This is a genomic window from Flexithrix dorotheae DSM 6795 (assembly GCF_000379765.1).
GTDB lineage: Bacteria > Bacteroidota > Bacteroidia > Cytophagales > Flammeovirgaceae > Flexithrix > Flexithrix dorotheae.
In genome coordinates this window covers 423907-443491 of record NZ_KB903476.1, presented here as the reverse complement: position 1 = coordinate 443491, position 19585 = coordinate 423907, and the positions used below count along the sequence as shown (strand labels likewise).

Annotated in this window: 14 protein-coding genes; 6 read left to right on the top strand and 8 right to left on the bottom strand. The window is 34.7% G+C overall.

Annotated features, from left to right (window positions below):
* Nucleotides 1-128 precede the first annotated feature (128 nt).
* Together A3EM_RS0132455 and A3EM_RS0132450 are read right to left on the bottom strand one after the other, a co-directional pair.
* Nucleotides 129-1580 carry a hypothetical protein gene (locus tag A3EM_RS0132455; RefSeq protein ID WP_020532439.1) on the bottom strand — a complete coding sequence of 484 codons (1452 nt, stop codon included), beginning with the start codon at nt 1578-1580 and terminating at the stop codon, nt 129-131.
* Between the two features lie 176 nt (nt 1581-1756).
* Complete coding sequence (locus A3EM_RS0132450) at nt 1757-2410, bottom strand: hypothetical protein (RefSeq protein ID WP_020532438.1); 654 nt, start codon at nt 2408-2410, stop codon at nt 1757-1759.
* A 160-nt stretch (nt 2411-2570) separates the two neighbouring features.
* Here A3EM_RS0132450 and A3EM_RS44295 point away from each other — a divergent pair, with 160 nt between their 5' ends.
* Nucleotides 2571-3083 (top strand): C40 family peptidase, encoded by a 513-nt coding sequence (locus A3EM_RS44295; protein WP_020532437.1) that lies wholly within the window; start codon nt 2571-2573, stop codon nt 3081-3083.
* Nucleotides 3084-3336: 253 nt separating this feature from the next.
* Nucleotides 3337-3843 (top strand): DUF892 family protein, encoded by a 507-nt coding sequence (locus A3EM_RS0132440; protein ID WP_020532436.1) that lies wholly within the window; start codon nt 3337-3339, stop codon nt 3841-3843.
* Nucleotides 3844-3850: 7 nt separating this feature from the next.
* Here the strand turns inward: A3EM_RS0132440 and A3EM_RS0132435 are convergent, their stop codons facing one another.
* A complete protein-coding gene (locus A3EM_RS0132435) occupies nt 3851-6508 on the bottom strand; it encodes a TonB-dependent receptor (protein ID WP_020532435.1) in 2658 nt (885 codons plus the stop codon).
* 933 nt (nt 6509-7441) lie between these two features.
* Between A3EM_RS0132435 and hisC the strand changes: the two genes are divergently transcribed.
* From hisC to A3EM_RS0132420, 3 genes are all read left to right on the top strand, one after another.
* Nucleotides 7442-8551 carry a histidinol-phosphate transaminase gene (gene hisC / locus A3EM_RS0132430; RefSeq protein WP_020532434.1) on the top strand — a complete coding sequence of 370 codons (1110 nt, stop codon included), beginning with the start codon at nt 7442-7444 and terminating at the stop codon, nt 8549-8551.
* Nucleotides 8552-8929: 378 nt separating this feature from the next.
* Entirely contained in the window at nt 8930-9478 is a 549-nt protein-coding gene (locus A3EM_RS0132425) for a DoxX family membrane protein (RefSeq protein WP_020532433.1), read from the top strand.
* Between the two features lie 91 nt (nt 9479-9569).
* Entirely contained in the window at nt 9570-11198 is a 1629-nt protein-coding gene (locus A3EM_RS0132420) for a Gfo/Idh/MocA family oxidoreductase (protein ID WP_020532432.1), read from the top strand.
* Nucleotides 11199-11260: 62 nt separating this feature from the next.
* Here the strand turns inward: A3EM_RS0132420 and A3EM_RS0132415 are convergent, their stop codons facing one another.
* The gene (locus A3EM_RS0132415; RefSeq protein ID WP_020532431.1) at nt 11261-12538 is read right to left on the bottom strand and encodes a Pycsar system effector family protein; all 1278 of its coding nucleotides are present in this window, start codon (nt 12536-12538) and stop codon (nt 11261-11263) included.
* Between the two features lie 103 nt (nt 12539-12641).
* A complete protein-coding gene (locus A3EM_RS0132410; RefSeq protein WP_026210716.1) occupies nt 12642-14231 on the bottom strand; it encodes an amidohydrolase family protein in 1590 nt (529 codons plus the stop codon).
* A 137-nt stretch (nt 14232-14368) separates the two neighbouring features.
* Between A3EM_RS0132410 and A3EM_RS0132405 the strand changes: the two genes are divergently transcribed.
* Nucleotides 14369-14554, top strand: coding sequence for a hypothetical protein (locus A3EM_RS0132405; protein ID WP_020532429.1), 186 nt, complete (start codon nt 14369-14371; stop codon nt 14552-14554).
* Nucleotides 14555-14621: 67 nt separating this feature from the next.
* Here A3EM_RS0132405 and A3EM_RS0132400 read toward each other — a convergent pair whose 3' ends face one another.
* From A3EM_RS0132400 to A3EM_RS0132390, 3 genes are all read right to left on the bottom strand, one after another.
* Nucleotides 14622-15644 carry a lysylphosphatidylglycerol synthase transmembrane domain-containing protein gene (locus A3EM_RS0132400; RefSeq protein ID WP_020532428.1) on the bottom strand — a complete coding sequence of 341 codons (1023 nt, stop codon included), beginning with the start codon at nt 15642-15644 and terminating at the stop codon, nt 14622-14624.
* Between the two features lie 194 nt (nt 15645-15838).
* Complete coding sequence (locus A3EM_RS44290; protein ID WP_020532427.1) at nt 15839-16240, bottom strand: response regulator; 402 nt, start codon at nt 16238-16240, stop codon at nt 15839-15841.
* A gap of 123 nt (nt 16241-16363) precedes the next feature.
* Nucleotides 16364-19420 (bottom strand): type ISP restriction/modification enzyme, encoded by a 3057-nt coding sequence (locus A3EM_RS0132390; RefSeq protein ID WP_020532426.1) that lies wholly within the window; start codon nt 19418-19420, stop codon nt 16364-16366.
* Nucleotides 19421-19585 lie beyond the last annotated feature (165 nt).

Below are 19585 nucleotides of genomic sequence, written 5' to 3'. Positions count from 1 at the left end.
TTAAACTTAAACTTTTGGGATTATTTAATTTTAAATGATTAACAATGTATAAAAGCAAAAAGGAGAATTCTAATTCTATAAAAATCTCCTTTTTGCTTTATTTGTAAATTTAGAATTCTAAAGCATTGCTAATTACTCACTTCAAATAAATATACTTTTTTTGTTTCCTGATTTTTGGAATCTGTGGGGACTATCTCCAATTTGAATTTGGTTCCTAATGAAGCATTATCAGGCACAACAAATGAAAATAAATTATGGTATTCAGATAGGTTGATTGGTAATTGAAGGAAATTTACTTCATTTACAAGCGGTGCTTCTACAGACGATTCTTCTGACCAGTATATTTTCAATGATTTTAAGAAATTCAATTCTTCCACTTTTCCATCGAAGGTGACAAAATCTCCTGGTTTTATTGGTGTATAGCCTGTGTCATTAAATGCTACAGCTGAGTTGCTAATGTAGGTATCTGTAATAATAATTAACGGAGGTTCATCCTCAATTACATTTATAATTATTTTGGTAATTTCGGATTCATTACCAATACTATCCTTAGCCATAATACTCACCTCTCTTACTTCCCCTATGGGAGCAGAAAGAGGGACATCAAACTCAAGATTTATAAAATCATTTAAATTTACAGGATCACTCGAATTGATGTTGGTGGATCCAAATAAGGAAAGGGGCTCAGCCTGAAGGTTATAATAAACGGAGGCTTCGGAGATAAATCGATTATCCTCAATTTTTAGTTCAGGGATTTTTAATTTTCCTCCTTGTGTTACAAAAACCCTGTTGAAGGAATTGAGCTTTGGATTTGATTTTATGACCTCAATTTTTGGAGACTGGTCATCACAATCCACCAAAATTTTAAATGTTTTTACAGATCTGTTTTCAAAGGTGTCTACAGCAATTATATGAAGATTGATAATAGTACTGTCCTGGGTGTCGGGAGGTATATTTACCTGATTGCCAAATAAAGTCGCTAAATCGAGTGAATCAGTAGAGTTTACTGAAAGGTTCTCTTTTCCATTATTCATTGAAAAACCAACCCTGTTTAATTTCAAATTGTCTTTTACATTCCCGGAAATATTAATAATTGAAGATCTACAGGCGATGTAAGTGGAATCATTTAATTGAGTAAGGCCTATAAGTAGTGAATCAAAAACCGGAAAACTGTTATCTGATTGCAGATTAAAAATTCGTCTTACCGTATCTGGGTTTCCTCCTTCGTCATATCCGAAAACTGTCAGAATATATTCTCCTACTTCTTTATATTCAGGTACAACTATCTTAAAATTAGGTTCTATTCGTCTTCCTCGTATATCGAAAGTATCCAAATAAAACCATGCATTGGGTCCCGGGGTGACTGTAGGAATTCTGTCAATTACAATACTACCGCTATCCAGTCCACTATTATCAGTAAATATAACTGAGAAATCTATTGTATCCTGGTAGAAATAAGTGGCTTGGATATCGAAATCATTTACTCGTGGTCCTACCTTATCTTCAATAGGGATGCAACTGGAAATAGCTAAAAAAACTAAAAACAAAAAAGGAATTGTTTTTATGCTCTTTTTAAACATATAGTTGAAAAAGAAAGATTCCATAAATTATTAATGCTTAATCGAATAAGAATTATTATCTAATAACTATTTGAACGGAAATTAATTATAGTGCTTGAAGAATAATTGAAAGGGCAAATAGATGGGCTGAAATAAAGAATAAGCGGGTTTTTAAGGGGAGGGGTTTTAAGGTATAATTAAGCATTTTCATTAAGGCTGGTGATATGGAATTTGTATTTTCCTGTTAAATCATTTCCCTCAATGTTTAATTTGGTTTTTCCACTTCCTACAAAATTAAAATGTTTTTTTCTCCAGGAACCATCTTTTTTTTCCATGAAAAGGGTGATTGAAACTTCTTCCCCTTTAGGTGTAAAAACTTTGCCTTCAATAAATTTTACCCCACCTCCTTTTTGTTCAGAAATTTTTTCTCTTTTGGTCACCTTAAAATTTGGCTTTTCTCCCTTTGAAGAATGAAGAATAGATATTTCCTTAAGGTTTAAGCCTGATTCCCCTTCCGAAGAATAATAAACTAAAGCGTAGTAATTTCCTGTAAACTCACATGATGACATATTAATAGGAATTTCCCCGGAACCTAATCTCTTGTAGGTTTTCTTCAGCCAATGGCCATCATATTTCTGGCAAAAAAGCACAACCTCTACCTCCTCATTTTTAATTCTGCTTTTTACATATGCTTTTTCGAAAGTCATACCTTTTTCCCCGCAAGGAGATGTCTTTTTACCAACTATCAGGACACGGGGTTTCAAATCTCCATCTCGAAAGGATGAGAGCATAATTCCTGCAAAAATTGCAAGAACAATAATGAAATATTTATGGATAGATTTTTCTGGCATTTTTTTTAATAATCAATTATTGGGAGATCAATTATATCGCCATAAAAGATGTTTGGACTCGAATTTTATTTAATAAATCTGAACTTAAATAAACGTGAATAAATCTCCTTAATCTTATTTTGTAATCTTTTTGATTGAAAATTCATAACCAAAAAACAAAATGAAAGTTTCCGCAATAGCAATAAGCCTGTTTTTTAGTATATGTGCTTTTCAATATAGTAAACCTGGATTTTTTATTGAAAATGATCGGGAGGATGTTGAAAGTATTAGGGATAACAAGGCGGATAGTATAGTGAATTTAGCCCAAAACTTTCTGGGTATTACTTATAAATATGGAGGAACAAGTCCAAAAGATGGTTTTGATTGCTCTGGGTTTGTTTATTACGTGATGAAAAATAATGAAATTGATGTACCCAGAACCAGTTCGGGCTATCAAAATTTCGGTAAGAATATAGCCATTGAAGAAGCTGAAAGAGGGGATATTATCCTGTTTAAAGGAACGGATCCTACAGTAGATAAAATTGGTCATGTTGGAATTGTCATCTCTCAAAAAGGAGAACCACTAAGGTTTATTCATTCCTCCTCTTCCAAAAAACACTATGGTATAGTGATAGCAGAATATTCCGAAAGTAATTATCCCAAAAGATTCAAAGGAATAAGAAGGGTATTCTGATTATCTGAAAAAGGTGTGTTTATTTTGAATAATGCCACTCTCCGAACTACTTAAAATAAATTTTTTTCCTCATTTTTTCTTTGACAAAAGTCATATTTATCAAAAATTCCCATCATTAATATTCCTTGATAAATCGGATAGCTTTATCCTGAAATAAAAAATAATCTCCTTTTAAGGATGATTTATTTGAAAGTGTTTTACCATTGGCTTTTTTTCTGTTTAACAGGAAAAAGGTGTATAAACTTCAAGGATTATGAAACCAATAAACAATTTAGAGGGGCTTTTTATAGAATTATTAAAAAACAGATATGATTCAGAACAACAACAGATAGAAGCTTTTCCTGAAATTATGGAGGAAGCCTCTTCAGTGGCATTAAAAAATGCTATTCAAACCAGTATCAACAGGTCTGAAATTCATTTTAAGAAGATTGTTAAAATATTTAATAAGTTAAGAGTAGATCCTGTTGATGATGTTTGTGAAGGTTGTTTGGTAATGATTAATGATGCCTGGAAACTCATCAGAAAGGCTGGAAACAAGGAAATAAAAGATGCGGCTTTAATTACTGCCATCCAGCATATTCATCATTACGATATCGCTGGCTACGGAACGCTAAGTGCATATGCCATTATTCTTGGGTATGATGAAATTGCTCACGAACTTCATGAAATGCTGGATGAAGAGAAAAGTCTTGACAAAATTCTAAAAGAAGTAGCCTTGGAAAGTGTAAATAAAAAGGCTAATAATGAAACCATGGTTTAAGTGTTCTCTAAAATTTAAAGTTGTAGGTAAATGAGGGTAGAATTGTAAAAAGGTAAAGTTTTACCGCTTCCGTTTTAGTACGGTCCACTTCGCTTTGCCTGAAAATGTATGCATAAGTGTTTTTCCTATTGTAGACATTATAAATTGAAAAATTAAAACTGCTTTCATTCTTATGTTCAGGAGACATCCTTCTGTAAAATGTAATGGATAAATCCAGACGGTGGACTGAAGGCAGTCTAAATCCATTTCTTGAAGTGTAAAATGGAACAATAAACCCATCTTTTTCATATTTTCCCACAGGGAAGGTGTAAGCCTGACCTGAGGAATAATTCCAATTTGCAGAAATATTTATAAAGTTGTTGGGTCGGTAATTGGTGAATATAGAAAAGTCGTGCAGCCTATCGAAGGAGGTAGGATAGGGGAGGTTACCATTGATGCCAAATATTTCCCTTTCTGCTTTGGAGTGTGTATAGCTTAGCCAACCGGTAAATTTCCCCTTATTCTTTTTTAGAAAAAACTCCAGGCCCATGGACTTCCCGTTACCAGATAAAATTTCTGTTTCGAGATGGTTGTTAAGTAACAAATTGGCCAATGGTTTGAAATCAATTTGGTTTTGCATTAATTTATAATAGGCCTCAATGGAAGCTTCATACATATTGCCTCCAAAATTTCGGAATAGTCCTAAAGCAACCTGATCAGCGATTTGTGGTTTAATATATTTATTTACCGGAGCCCACATATCGATGGGGCTGGGCACATTTGTATTGGATAATTGGTGAACGTATTGCCTGGTTCTATTATAAGAAAGTTTTATGGCATGTTGCTCATCTATTAAATATCTTACAGAAAGTCTTGGCTCCAAACCATGATAAAAATTATAATAATCCTTTCTTTCATAAAAAACCGAATCTACAATATTATTGACACTGGTTTCAGGGGAAATAACATCTTCAGTATCGTAAATATAGCCTATACCCGGACCTTTATTATCAAACCTTGAATACCTAAGGCCTATATTTACACCTACCTTAGAGGCAAGTTCAGTGGTATAACTTAAATAAACTCCGGATTCAATGCCATAGCTTGGTTCGATAAACTCTTCATTTATCACCGAATTTTTAATTAAAGGGACTATTTCACCAAAGAAATACCTGTGATGATTTAAATCAATTCCGAAGTCGAGAAAGTTTTTGGCATTTATATAATAGCTGAAATTGTATTTAGCCCCAATATTTCTGACATTATACTTAGTTCTGTAACCGAAATTCTCTACCAGATTTACCAATGATTTGGTTCTGAAAAAACTGGTATACAAGGTAAGGTTGGAGAAAAGCTTTGGGGAAAAAATGTGGTTCCATCTGGCTGAAATGGTTTGATTTCCCCAATTTACACCGTAGAAATCCTGGAAACCAAATTTGTCATTTCCAAAATAAGAAGAAATGGAGACCTTATTTTTTTGATTAAACTTGTAGTCAATTTTTCCATTAAAATCATAGAAATATAAGGAATTACCAGAAATGTTTTGATTGGGAATTGATTTAACCAGTAAATCGGCATAAGTCCTTCGGCCGGCAAAAACATAAGATCCTTTCCCCTTGTTAATTGGACCTTCAATTAGCAGGTTGGTTGAAATGCTGCCTATTCCTCCGGAAAAACCAAACTTTTTATAATTCCCTTCCTTTAGGCGTACATCCAACACAGAAGATAATCTTCCACCATATTTGGAGGAAATTCCACCTTTAGAAAATTCTACATCTTTGATAATAGCGGGATTAAATATGGAAAAAATTCCATAAAAATGGGAAGGATTAAGCACTGGAGCTTCATCAATTAAGATGAGATTTTGATCGGCCCCACCTCCTCTCACAAAAAAACCGACACTTCCTTCATTTCCGGATTGAACTCCGGGCAGCAACTGGATGGTTTTAATAACATCATTTTCCCCCATTAATGAAGGAACTTGTTTTATTTCTTTTGCACTTAACGAGAAGGAACTCATCTGAAGCTTTTCCACATTTCGATTTTCAAAATGAGTTTTGCCAGTTACGGTTATTTCTTCAAGTTGAGTTTCGTAGGGTTCCAGGGCAAAATCCAATCGCTGGTTTCTGTTAAGTCCTACTTTTTTTTGAAAAACCTTAAATCCCAAATAACTAATTTGTAATTCATAAACCCCTTCGGGTAATGGTAGGGAATAAAATCCATAGGAATTGGAAGAGGCTCCCGAATTTAAAGACTTCACCCAAATATTTACCCCTATTAGTTCTTCACCTGTACTGCTATCAGTGATCTTTCCATTCAGTATGTATTTTTTTGTTTTTTTTGGTTGGTTGGAAAGCACTATTTCATTTGCAAAAACCTGGTAAGAAATGTTGGTACTCAGGAACATTTCAGTTAAAATGAGTCTGAGGGTTTGGTGATCAAGTTTTAGGGTTATTCTTTGAGTAGGCAGGTAATCGGCACTGTATATAAAGGTTATTCCATTTTTATGGTTGATATCCTCAATTGCTTCCTGATAAGAGATATTATTCCAATCAATTGAAATCTCTTTATCTAAAATATCCTGAGTATAACCAATGGATGGAAGTATACACGACAGTATGCAGAAAATAAATGCCGGGTAGAATAAAGATAAAGGTTGAACAAGCTTTTGAAAAAAAATATACACACTATTTACCAGCTAGTTGGCAACCAGAAAATTAAGCATTTTTACTGAAAGATTGAAAACTTTTTAATATTCCGCAGAAATGTTTAAAATGATTCGAATGTATGAAAAAAACTTTCAAATACATCCTGATTCTATTTGGTGATGTGTTTTCAGAAAAGAAATTAAATCACCTATGTAATTTTTGTTGAAAAAAATCAAAGTTAATCTCAATATGGGAAATTAATTACCGTTATTAAACCAACAAAAGGGAAAATTAGGTATATTTAGACCCTGAATGGGAGTTTTAGTTCTGGCACAATAATTCCTTAAGATAATTTAAAATGTAATATTTTTATTACAAAAATGATTTTCCCCGGAAAATCATTCGTCTGAAGTCTGGATAGAACATTAATGAAACTATATAAAAAAGGTATTTTTGCCTCAACTTTACATTCATGATTATTATTAATTAGCGTTTTTTAGTTTAGTTATCTGTATGGGGTGTCAGAATTAGATCTGATGCCCTTTTTTTGTAAAGATTCAAAATCAAATAGTTTCCCCATAATGAAACAATTGAAATGTTTCAGAATCACAAGCCTCATTGCAGAAGTTATTATACTCTTATTTTGAAAATGAAAAGACCTATTTTTTGAAAGAGGAAATAATTTCAAACAGCTTCATTAAAAGGATTTCATTTTCTGCTTTAATAGGTGATTAGAAACCAATTCAGTATTTTTACCAATTATTTATTGAAGAAACCGCCACTTAAGAAGGAGGGATAGTTCCATTTGCACAATGGTACAAGTGGGACTTATTTAGGTTGAATTTTTACTGAATTGTCAGACAATGGAAAAAGATGGCAGTTTTGGAAGGGATTTGGAGAGATAAATTCTGAAAAGACAATTTTATTCCCGTCTAACAAAAACTCTTTTTTTAGGGCATAATTTGAGTGTAATGAAGATAAAATTACCTGAAAACATAGCTGCTGTAGAAAGCTATAAACCAGGCAAGTCCGTCAATAATGTATTTGAAGGATTAAATTTGAAAAGAACAGCAATTCTTAGCAGTAATGAAAATAACTTTGGCCCTTCTCCAAAGGCATTGGAAGCTATGACAGAGGCTATGGGGAAAGTTAATCTTTACCCTGAACCAAGTAGTGTATCGCTTAGGATAAAATTAGCAAAGCGACTAAATACTCAGCCGGAAAACCTCATTATAGGGAATGGTTCTGATGGAATTTTATCCACCATATTCAAGGCCTTTTTTTCCTCAGGAGATGAACTGATTTCTTCTAAGGGTTCATTTGTGGCAGTTAATGTGATGACCAAATTAAATAACATCCCATATATTCAGACTGAAATGCGGGATGGATATAAATTTGATTTGGATGCCATTGCCGAAAAAATTAACCCGAAAACCAAGGCAATCTATCTTTGTAATCCTAATAACCCAACCGGAACTATTATCAGCCAGAATGCTCTGGATAATTTTGTAAAAAAAGTTCCAGACCATATTCTGATAATTGTTGACGAAGCTTATTCGGAGTTTGCCAATAGCCTTACTGATAATTTTCCCGACAGTACTCAATATAATTTACCAAATCTCATCACACTAAGAACCTTTTCAAAAGCCTACGGACTGGCTGGAGTCCGATTAGGTTACGGCATTGCCCATGAGGAAATTGTTGCTACCCTGCTAAAGGTAAAACTTACTTTCGATCCTTCAATAGTGGCGCAGGCAGCGGGAATTGGAGCTTTGGATGATGATGAATTTTTGCAAAAAACCATTGCCAATAACCTGAATGGGATGCGTTTTTATAAGGAAAAATTTGCAGCAATGGGCTTAAAGTTTACACCCTCCTTTGGCAACTTTGTAATGGTAGATTTTGGGACGGAAGCAGCTGCGGGGCAGGTTTTTGAACAGCTTTTACAGAGAGGAGTGTTTGTGAGGCCTCTAAAGTTTTTCCAATTGCCTCATTGCCTTAGAATTTCAATAGGAACACCAGAAGAATGTGAACTATTGGTAGAAAAATTAGAAGAAGTTATGGTGTTAATTAACTTGTAGGAAATAAATTGTTTTTCTTTCGTATGAATTGATCTGAAATATTGATTTTCCCTCAAAGGCAAAGGAAGTGTTGCTTGAAAAGTCATTTTCTGAAATTAATTTTCAGAAAATGACTTTTTTATTTTTATTTATTCTTAAAGTATTGAGGCTGTTTTACAGAATATTTCTTTAAGAAATTCAATTTTATATTAGAAAAGTATCATTAAAATTTTTATATTTGATTAGTATCAAAATCTTTCATGACGCCAGTCATCCTTTTTTAAAGGAGTATTACTGAATTTTACCTGAGTTCAGTTTCTTATTCATTTCTAATTTCACTAGCATTTTCTGCCTTAGAAAATCTCAAATTATTACCAATAAAACAAAACTCCCAATTCTATGAAAACAGAATTAAAGAAAGCGGCAACTTTAAATTATACCAATGGTCAGGTTACCGCATTAGTAATTTTAAGGATGCTGATAGGCTGGCATCTGTTGTACGAAGGTGTAGTCAAATTATATAATCCATCCTGGTCGGCTGGTCCATTCCTCATGGATTCTAAAGGAATTTTTTCCCAGTTTTTCTTCGATCTCGCCAGCAATCCCGCTGTGCTTAATGTTGTTGATTTTCTAAATATATGGGGACTAATTGCCATTGGCCTCGGATTAATTCTTGGGTTATTCAATAAGGTAGCTGCAATTGCAGGAGCAATACTGCTAAGTTTGTATTACCTTTCACATCCTCCGTTTATCGGATTAAAGTATGCTCTTCCCAGCGAAGGTAGTTACCTCATTGTAAACAAAAACTTAATTGAAATTTTTGCGCTAATTGTTTTGGCAGTATTCCCTACCGGATTACAAATTGGTCTGGACAGGTTAATTGCATTGTCCAGGGGAAAATCTGTAGAACCGGTTGAAAATGAAGAGTTAGAAAAAGAAGCTGCCTAGCCACTAGGTTAATTCAGTTTGGATTTTTTCAAACCTGAGAGATTATCATTTTAAAATTTCGATTAAAAAAAAAATCAACTACCGACTAATCATGGAAAATAATAATAATTTAAATAATAGTGAAAAAAAGGGAATTGGCAGAAGAGACCTGATCAAAGGATTGGCTGCGGTTCCAGTATTGGGTGCTTTGGCTTTCAGTACTTCTAAAAAAAATGCTTACGATCAAAATTTAAAAAACAGCATCCTTAGAGAACTCAATATTGATGCTTCTACTCCACCCCCAACGGGGCCAATGGCAGGTGATCCTGTCCGACTTGGGATTATAGGTTATGGAATTAGAGGAAAGCAATTGGTGAAGGCGGCTGGTTTTATGGCCAGATCAGAAAAAGAAAAACTGCAAAAGTCTGCCCTAGAAAATCCCAATGATACCAGGTTAAAAGATTTTATGGAACAGGAAAATCTAAATGTGAGATTTACTGGTGTGTGTGATCTTTTTGATGTCCGTGCAGAAGAAGCTTTGGATACGGTGACAACAGATGACAATAAACCCAAACGTTTTGGAACCTATCAGGAAATGCTTGCCAGTCCGGATATTGACGGAGTAATCATTGCAACACCCGACCACTGGCATGCCCCGATTTCCATAGATGCCGCAAGGGCTGGTAAACATGTTTATGTGGAAAAATGTATGACACATAAAGTAAATGAAACTTATGAACTTTATGATGCTGTAAAAACTTCCGGAATTGTATTTCAGGTTGGTCATCAGCATCGGCAGACCCAGAGTTTTGTGACGGCTCGGGATGTGTTGAGGAAAAATGTTCTGGGGCACGTTTCCCTCGTTCAGGCATGTACCAACAGAAATTCCGATAATGGTGCCTGGCAATACAATATTCATGAGAAGGCCAGCCCTGAAACCATCGACTGGCAGCAGTTTTTAGGAAATGCCCCTCAAATTCCTTTTAATAAAGAACATTTCTTCCGATGGAGAAAGTGGTGGGAATATGGCTCTGGTTTGGCTGGAGATTTATTAACCCATGATTACGACAGGATCAACTGTCTTTTCAGAATGGGAATCCCTAAATCTGCCACTGCCTCGGGAGGAATTTATACGCATAAAGATGGCCGGGATGTACCGGATGTTTATCATGTGGTAATGGAATATCCAGATTTCCAAATGGGTACTTCACAGGAAAAGGGAAAAGAAAAAGGTTTTACTTTTATGTATAGTGCCACTTTGGGCAATCAGTTTGGAGGAAGGAATACCCTCTTAATGGGCCATGATGCTACTCTGGAGCTTCTTGGAAATACAATTACTGTTCATGCCGATCCAAGATCTACCAGGTATAAAGAAATGATTAAGGATAAAATGATTGATCCGGAAGTGCCATTATATTCTTATAATCCAATGGCAAATGGAGTTGATGGCGTAACCTCTGCCACAGCCAAATATTTTGCTAATAAGGGATTGTTATTTACTTATAGAAATGGAAAAAGAGTTGATTCTACTCACCTGCATATCAGAGAGTGGTTAAGTGGTATTCGAAATGGGACTAAAGTAAGTTGCGGAATTGAGGAGGGATTTGAAGAAGCCATTTCAGCCCACATGACTACATTGGCATTTAAATTAGGAAGGAAAATAGAGTGGGATGCTGATGCCAAAAAAATAATAAATGTAACGGAAGAGGAAATCAACCAATGTGATTTTATTACAATTTAATTTTGAGGTTAATACCATAAAAGCTACGCTAATTTTTAGTGTAGCTTTTTATTTTATAAGAGTTAGAACGTGTCTTCAATAATATCAGAGGGGTCAATAGGAGGGGTGGTAAGTCCCTGATTGTACATAAAAGTAGCCACTACAAAGGCAATGGAAGCAATGATTAGCCCAAACATAAATATGGTATAAGCTATTCGTAGATAATGATATTTTTTACCCAGAACTGCCCCAAGAAAATAAATGTCACGAATCATGCTTCCGTATAAATAATCGCTGTCATTTATCAATTCCCGCATTCCCCATTCAAAATCCGAAAGTTTCATTTTGTGAAAGTTTCCAAAAAATAGCAGGTTTGCCTTTTTATTCCGAATATCTTCCTCTTTAAACTTTCCCGAAGTTACATTTGGTCTGGTGGCTAAAATGGCAAATACAATGGAGGTTAAACAAACTATAAGAAGAATAACAGTAGGGATAATAAGGTGCGGATTACTATCCAGTTTTCTCATGAGTACACCAATAATAATGGTGATAATAATAGAATTCACTGAAATCATGATATTGGCTTTACTATCAGCCATTGAACTAAAATCTACATGATTTCGTGAAGTGGTTCTGAACATGGTTTCTATCCCTCTCTCAGGCCTGCCCTGTACTTTTTGAAGCTTCTTCTTCAAAGTTTTCAACTCCCGGGCGTCTACCCCTAATTCCTGTACAAGGAAATCGTCCTTTTTTTCATTCAGCTCCTTTAGTTTCTTTTTTATTTTCTTGGAGTTCTTTTTCTTTCTGGGTTGTAAGTTGGTTTTACCGTATTCAGTAAAATAATTATGTTCATCAATAAATTTTAGATTGTAATTGTACCACTCCTCGTCATTAAAATCTATGCTGCCCAGAGAATGCCATTCATTTCTTAAGGAGGCCATCTTACCCATAAACCCTTTTTTCCCCAGGTGAGCCAAGTCTGCATCACAAAGTACCTCTTCCACTAAATTTTGAGGAGATTGAGGCATTTTTGTGGCTTTAATCGCACTTTTTACCCTTGATAGCTTTTCTACTGGATAGCTGGTAGATTGAAGGAAATTTTCTGCAATGGTCTGGCTTTCTTCCTCATGTCCGTTCACCCTTTTGCTATGACCCGTATCGTGAAACCAAGCTGCAAGTTGCAAAATTTCCATCTCCTCTTCATTCAAGCCGTTTGCATTCCCAATTTCAATCGCAGCGGTTACGACTTCTTCCGTGTGTTCCGCATTGTGATATTCGAGATTTTTAGGCGTTTCGTCCTGTAAAATACGAAGTGCAAATGTTTTAGCGTCTTCTATTATCGAGTTCTTTACTGATTCCATCCGTGGAAATTATTGGAATTTGATTTTGGTTGCTATTTCAATAGATTGAGTACCAATGCCATTAAAACCATTATTAATAAAATCGTTCTAATTTAACATTTTTTTATTTTATACCCGGTTGCTTTAAAATGAATTCTTCTTCTTCTTTTGCCTGATCTACTATTTTTTTTACATCCGAAAGTAATTTTTTTGCATCGTAAATAATTCCATCTTTAATTGTGTATTTTACCCCTCCAACTCTTGTTACTTCATTATTTTCATTCAACTTAATGGCACCAGTTCCATATAAAACTTTTAAGTTTTGCAAAGGATTCTCCTCTATAATGATCATATCCGCAAGTTTTCCAATTTCAATAGATCCGATTTCCTGGTCTCTTCCCAACGCTTCTGCTCCTTTTAAAGTGGCAGCCCTGATAACCTCCAATGGATGAAAACCTGCTTCCCGAAGCAGTTCTAATTCCCTTATATAAGCGAAACCATATAATTGAAAAATAAACCCGGAATCCGAGCCTGTGGTTACTCTTCCTCCTCTGTTTTTATACTCATTTACAAAAGTCATCCAAAGCTTGTAATTTTCTTTCCAGGTTACCTCCTCTTCAGTGCCCCAATAGTGCCAGTGAGACCCATGTGAGATTCTACTGGGTTGATAAAATCTCCAAAGCGAAGGTAAAGTATAATCAGAGTGCCATTCTGCCAACCTTGCTCTCATCAGGTCTCTGTTCGCTTCGTAAATATTAAAAGTCGGATCGATGGTAAAATCGAGTGAGATTAATTCATCCATCACTTTATTCCATTTTTCAGAATAAGGAGGGGCTGCCTGCTTCCATAGTTTACCTGCTTCGCCAAACCTGTGTTGTTCGTTTTGGTAGTTATAATCCAGGGGATAATTTTGAATAGTTTTATCTGTAAAAAGCGCCTCAGGCAATCCATACCAGTGTTCCATGGAAGTTAATCCCATTTTAGCGGTATTAAGCACATTCAGCCAGGCCACATCAGTTTGTGCATGGTGACAAGCCGATCTTAATCCTAATATTTTTGCCTCTGAAAGGGCCGCTTCCATAATATCCGGACGGGCCCCAAAAAACTTAATTCCATCGGCTCCTTTTTTCGCAATCTCCTGTACCCAGGCCCTGGCCATTTTCGGATTTGAAATGGCACTTTTACTGCCCTGGCCAAAATAAGAATAAGCTTCTATTCTTGGAGCTGTGATGGTATTCTGCTCACTTTTCTTTTTATGTTCGAGGGTCCATTCCAATCCATTTCCTGCAGAGGGATCCCTGATGGTGGTGATCCCGTGAGCCATCCACAATTTAAAAACATATTCTGCACTTGTGCCCTGGCTCTTGCCACCAATATGACCGTGCATATCAATAAACCCAGGTAATAAATACATCCCTTCGGCCTCCAGAATTTCGGCATCACTATCGTATTTCTCCCGTTTTTTTTCGTCAATTGGTACTCCGGGATATCCCACCACTTTTATATCCTTAATCTTATTCTGTTCAACGATCACATCAACTGGACCAATTGGCGGTGAACCTGCTCCATTTATTAAGGTTACTCCCTGGATGATGAGCTGCTTATACGGACCACTGCCTTCTGCTCTTTCAGGAGATTTGGGCACTTCTGAAGATTGTGCAAACAAAGTAAAGACAAAGCTTGAAAAAAAGATAAGTAGCGTCAGCCTGATCATCATAAAATAATTTAGTCCAATGGAACAGATACTTCTGATCGAAATTTGTGAATTTTTAACATAAAATTGCCCAACTTTTGCCTTAGGCACCCGTAAACTAAATTAATTTTTTTTTACCAACAAATTAAACCAGCCCTATGCTCGAATACAGTAAAACAATCCTCGAAAAAGTTAGTTTTGATGTGAAATTATTTGAAAGAGAATTAGTAAAAGCAATTGATCATCTGATCGGGGAGGAAGTTAAAGATCTGAAAATTTGGTGTGAAACCAATTTTTTTGGTCACTATCAGGAATTAAGTTACCACTTTGTAAGAGCTAACTAAAAACACGATATATATTAACTTCTTTATTACCAAAACGGACTTATCGACTATCGGTAAGTCCGTTTTTTTATATGGTCTGTTTTTTAAGTGAAATTATAAAAAAACTTATTCCTCCGAGCACCAGGTAGAAAGCGGTCTGGAATCCATGTACGACTATGGATAATGCATTGCCATAAACCTCTCCGACCCCATAAAGCAAAACTGCCTGGGTAATCAAATAATGATAGGCGCCCATGCCTCCACCTTGGATTGGCAGAGATTTCCCTATACTGCCCATTACCATAAAAAATAGCCCGGCTCCAAGGGTAAGCCCTTTTGTTTCTTCAAAAGCAAAAAACCACAGGTATGTAGTTAAAAGATAGGTTACCCAGATGGTAATGGTAATAGTGATGAACAACCACTTTTTTTCTACTTTGGCAACAGAGGCTATCCCTATCCATATTTGTTGCAGAAATTGTATGATTCTTTTAAAAACAGGACTGGTTTTGATCCTGTTTTTAAAAATTAAAAAGACTGCAAATAACATGATGCTGGAAAGTAGACCTAAGATTAAAATGGTGGTAATTCCAGGTAAAGTGGAAAGGAAATGGGAGTAAAGTGGTAGAAAGATAATTTCATAGCAATACCCTGAAATGGTACTGAATTCCATAAGAGTAACAATGAAAATCAATATTAACAGGCATAATATGTCTATAGCTCTTTCAGTGACCACAGTCCCAAAAAGTGGTTTGAAAGGGACATTATTGGTTTTGTTGAGCAGTGCACATCTTGTTACTTCCCCAAGTCTGGGTACAGCATAATTTACCAGGTATCCACACATTAAGGCATATAAACTGTTTTTTATTCCGGGCCTGTAGCCAAGTGGTTTCATGAGCATTTGCCACCTGATGGTCCTGATAATATGACTAAAAAGAGAAACAACAAATACAGGAATAGCCCAAAAATAATTGGCAGATTTCAGTTGGTTGAAAACCTCGGAAAGATCCTGGTCCTTAAAGGCAAGATAAAGTAATACAAATCCCAAAGAAACGAAGGCCAAAAACTTCAATCCTTTAATTGGTTGATAGCCAGATAAAACTTGTGTTTTCAAATCGAAAGTTAAAAATTAAATTTTCCAGAAAAAATAAGCTGTCAATAATCAAAATAAGGCCTGAAAAAATTATTGTATATTCAACAGCAAAGTTCTATTTATTACGGGAAAGCAAAAAATTTCAACTTCTAATTTTAATCTTATTCACAAATTGATGGAAATTTAAACGGGAAGCGTTAATTGAAAAGAAAATTTTAATTGACTTCAATCATATTTAATAATCGGGATACAATTTTTTTATCCACTGGTTTTGAAATAAAACTTTCTACTGACCTGAAGGATAAGGCTTTTGCTTTATCTGCTGGATTGATAGAGGAAGAAATTACAATTACCTTGGTATGAGGTAACTTTTCACTGAATTCTTTTTCGAATTTATCCAAGAAATCAAACCCATTTACAAGAGGCATATGTAAATCCAAAAAAATTAATGGTGGTAAATGAAGGGAGTTTTTAAGATAAGTTATGGCTGAGGCGCCATTAAACTCGAATTGTATATTGATTTCATCTGTGATTTTCTCCACAAACTTGGATATAATAAGATTATCTATCCTATTGTCATCGACAATCAATAATTGCTTTTTGGGTAGTTTTTGCATGGTAGTTAGTATGGAAAAAACAGCATTAAGGTGTTTTTAACAAACTTCTGACAATGATTATACCAAATATAAAATACCAAAAATAATAAAAGGTAGAATTATTCCCATTTTGGGAAGCTGTGGCTATTTCTGGTTATTCAAAATTTTTTGAGTTTCTATACTAAGTGCAGATAACCTTGAAACATCGTTGATTAATTGGGCTTTCAACAAGGAGAAATCATAATGATAAAGGGGCTTCCAATTGGTGTTTTTCCTGATTCCCTTTTTTTTATAGTTTCTTACCAGAATTTCAAGAACTGAATAATTTCCCAATTTAAATTCCCAGGCTTTTGGAGGAATATTCCCCAATTCAAGATGGCTATCCACCAAAATGCTACCAAGGTTTTTATTAACTTTTAATACCGGTTTTTCCGAAACGTCCTGGGTTGAAATTTCCTCATTTTTACTAATTGGGAAGCCTGGAATTTCACTGTAATTCAAATGGAGATCCATTAGTTTTTTACCATTACTACTATATCTCCAAAAGTCTTGTTTTAAGGGAATTCTGGGGAAATTATTTTTTAATTCCTCCTGAAACTCCCCCTGAAAATCAGGATCGAGCAATATACCATAAATGTAATAGAAAATGTTCTGTTTGGTAAGCCAGGTTTGTTTTTGCTTTAGTTCTTCTATCTTTTTCCCAATGTTTAGCAATTCAGTTTTTGTTTCTGAAAGATAATTTTTGAGAGTGGTAATCATTTTTTTTCGCTCTTTCGCATCTTTGCCTAAAATCAGGAGTTTTTTTTCAAAACTCAAAATAATGTCTACAATTTCACGTGCCATTTCAGGATCAATAAGATCATTCTTATTGGCTTTTAAAATAGCTGCTATTTTTAAAGTAAATTTGTGAAGTACAGGTAGATTTTTGGAAAAAACGGAAATTTTTTCTGTCATTTCCTGTAAAAAAACAGACTTGTTTTTAGCTTCCTTAATCTGTGTTGTAATGATAGGAATATAAAATTCTTTAAACTGTTTTAAGCACCAATCTGTGATGTTTTCTTCAGTCTTTTCTGGATTTCTCCATAAAAATTGAGGGAAGCAAATGGTTTTTTCAAGAAAATCAAAAGTAGTAATTGCATCTGTTGCTAATACCTGAAAAGGGTTTTGACTGCCCGGGCCAGAAGTACAAATTAGCTGATTGGCAAAATCATCCTTTTCAATAGGGAAAATAGAAGGAAACTCTTGTAATTCCTTTCCCAAATCTTTTGAATAAACCATTTCTCTTTTTACAAATGGTTTGTAATATCCGGTTCGGACAGCAAAATCCTTTTGTTCACCATTTTGTTGAATTTGAAAAAGCTTATACTTTTTCTCCAAATCATCCTGATGAAATTTGATCAGGTATTGACTATCCTGTGGGAATATGCCTTTTGAATAGGTCTTGAAAATACATTTTCCCGGAGCTGCTGCTTCTGCAATCAATGGCAAAAAATCAAAGAATTTCTGCGAAAACCAATTGCCATTTTGAGGTTTAACTGTTTGAAAATCAATCTGCTCAAAAATCAGTGATTTAACTAAAGTCTGTTTTTCGAAAAAAGAATCGCATGAAGGCAATTGATAATATTCAATTAAAGCTTTTTTGGTGTTTTTTGGACTTTTCTGCAAAAAGCACAAGGTTGTATTTGTCCAAACAGATGCTGGTGCTGAATTATCCTGAAATTCGATTTTCCCCAGGTCAATCAGGTTGATTTTTGCAAATTCCTTTTCCAATGAAATTCTAAATCCATCGTATTTTTTTTCAGTGAAATATTTAGAAGGTAAAAGTGCTAAAATCAATCCTTTATCTGTAAGTTGGTCAGTAGCCCACCTGATGAATTTCAAGCCTGAATCAAATAGTGAATTGGAAGGTTCCTGACTATGGAAATAATAAGTGTCCTTAATCTTGTCATCTACTCCTTTTTTATCTTTTTGGAAATATTCGAAATGGAGAAACTCATTTTCTGGCAGTGAAAGAGAATTGCCACTAAAAGCAATGAAATCAAATTTATTTTTGCCTAAAGACACTGAATTAAAAACTTCCCCATTTCCTCCAAATAAATTTGTCTGCAAGCTATTGTCAGAGGAACCTGACATAGAGAGGGGGTTTAAGAATTCAGTTGGATTTTCATTAGTTAGGAGATGAATATAATAAGGAGCCAGACTGGATTGGAATCGGGAAAATTTAGCCTTATTACCCAATAACTTTTTCTCATTAATCAGATCAGGTGAAAGATTTAGAAATTGTGTATGTATTTCTTTTATTATTAAATTATCCAATGCCTTGGCACAAAACTCCAGAATTTCATTAGGGATTTCCTCCTGTCTTTTTTGTGACTTTTCCAGGAAAAAAACACCATAAAATTCATTTATAAAGTCCCTGAGAAACTTTCCTTTTAAAATTTTGTCCTCAATTCTATTTAAAGATTTTGCCACTTCGTTGAAATAGCTCTTCAGGTTTTCCCAGAGCGTGTATTTTCTTTGAACCTCAACTTCCTGATCCTTCCATACTTCCTGAAAATCCCTGAAAATGAAGTCCTTTTCAAGTCTTTGTTTGGGTAAATTGAGCTGATCGATAAAATTAGAAAGAATTAGGTGTTGAATAAGAAGATTGTGGACAAATACTGGAGTAATTTTAGGATGAAGTAGGTTTCGCAGTCTATTCACCAGCTCATTTCTTTTATTCCGGAATACCCGTTCACTTTTTGCCTTTTTTTCTATTTCCAGCAATAATTCAGATTTAAATTGTTCCAAATGCCGGACAATATTGGTTTTTTGTGCTTTTGCCTCAATGAATTGTTCGGACTCAAAATTGAAAAAATATTTGAGTGCTTTAAAAAAAAGGAATTTTTCGGCATATGATCCTGAGAGGATGGCCTCATTTTTTTGAAATAGGCAAAACCGGTCTAAGCTAAAAATGAGTTGATTTACATCAGAATTTTCAAATTGGTGCTCTGCGTTTGTGTCAGTATTAATCGAAAAACTTCCGATTTGAAAGCCGGTTTTTTGAAATAGATAACCTTGTGATTTGTTTTTGGAATCCTCAATGAAAACTACGGAATGGTAAGCCGCTAAAACGGAAATCAGGCCTTTAAGTGTAGTAGAAAAATTATCGGGATTTTCCTGAATTTTAGAGGCAAAGTATTTTACTATTTTTCTTGACATATTAAGAACTTATATAAAGCAATAAATTAGGATACCAATCATTCATGGCACCAATAAATTGCTTTTCGCCAATTACTTTACCCTATCAATTGTGGATCGCAAAAGTAACCATAAGTAGTAGAAATAAAATTAAAATATCTCGTAAAAATAAAAACACCGCCAGTA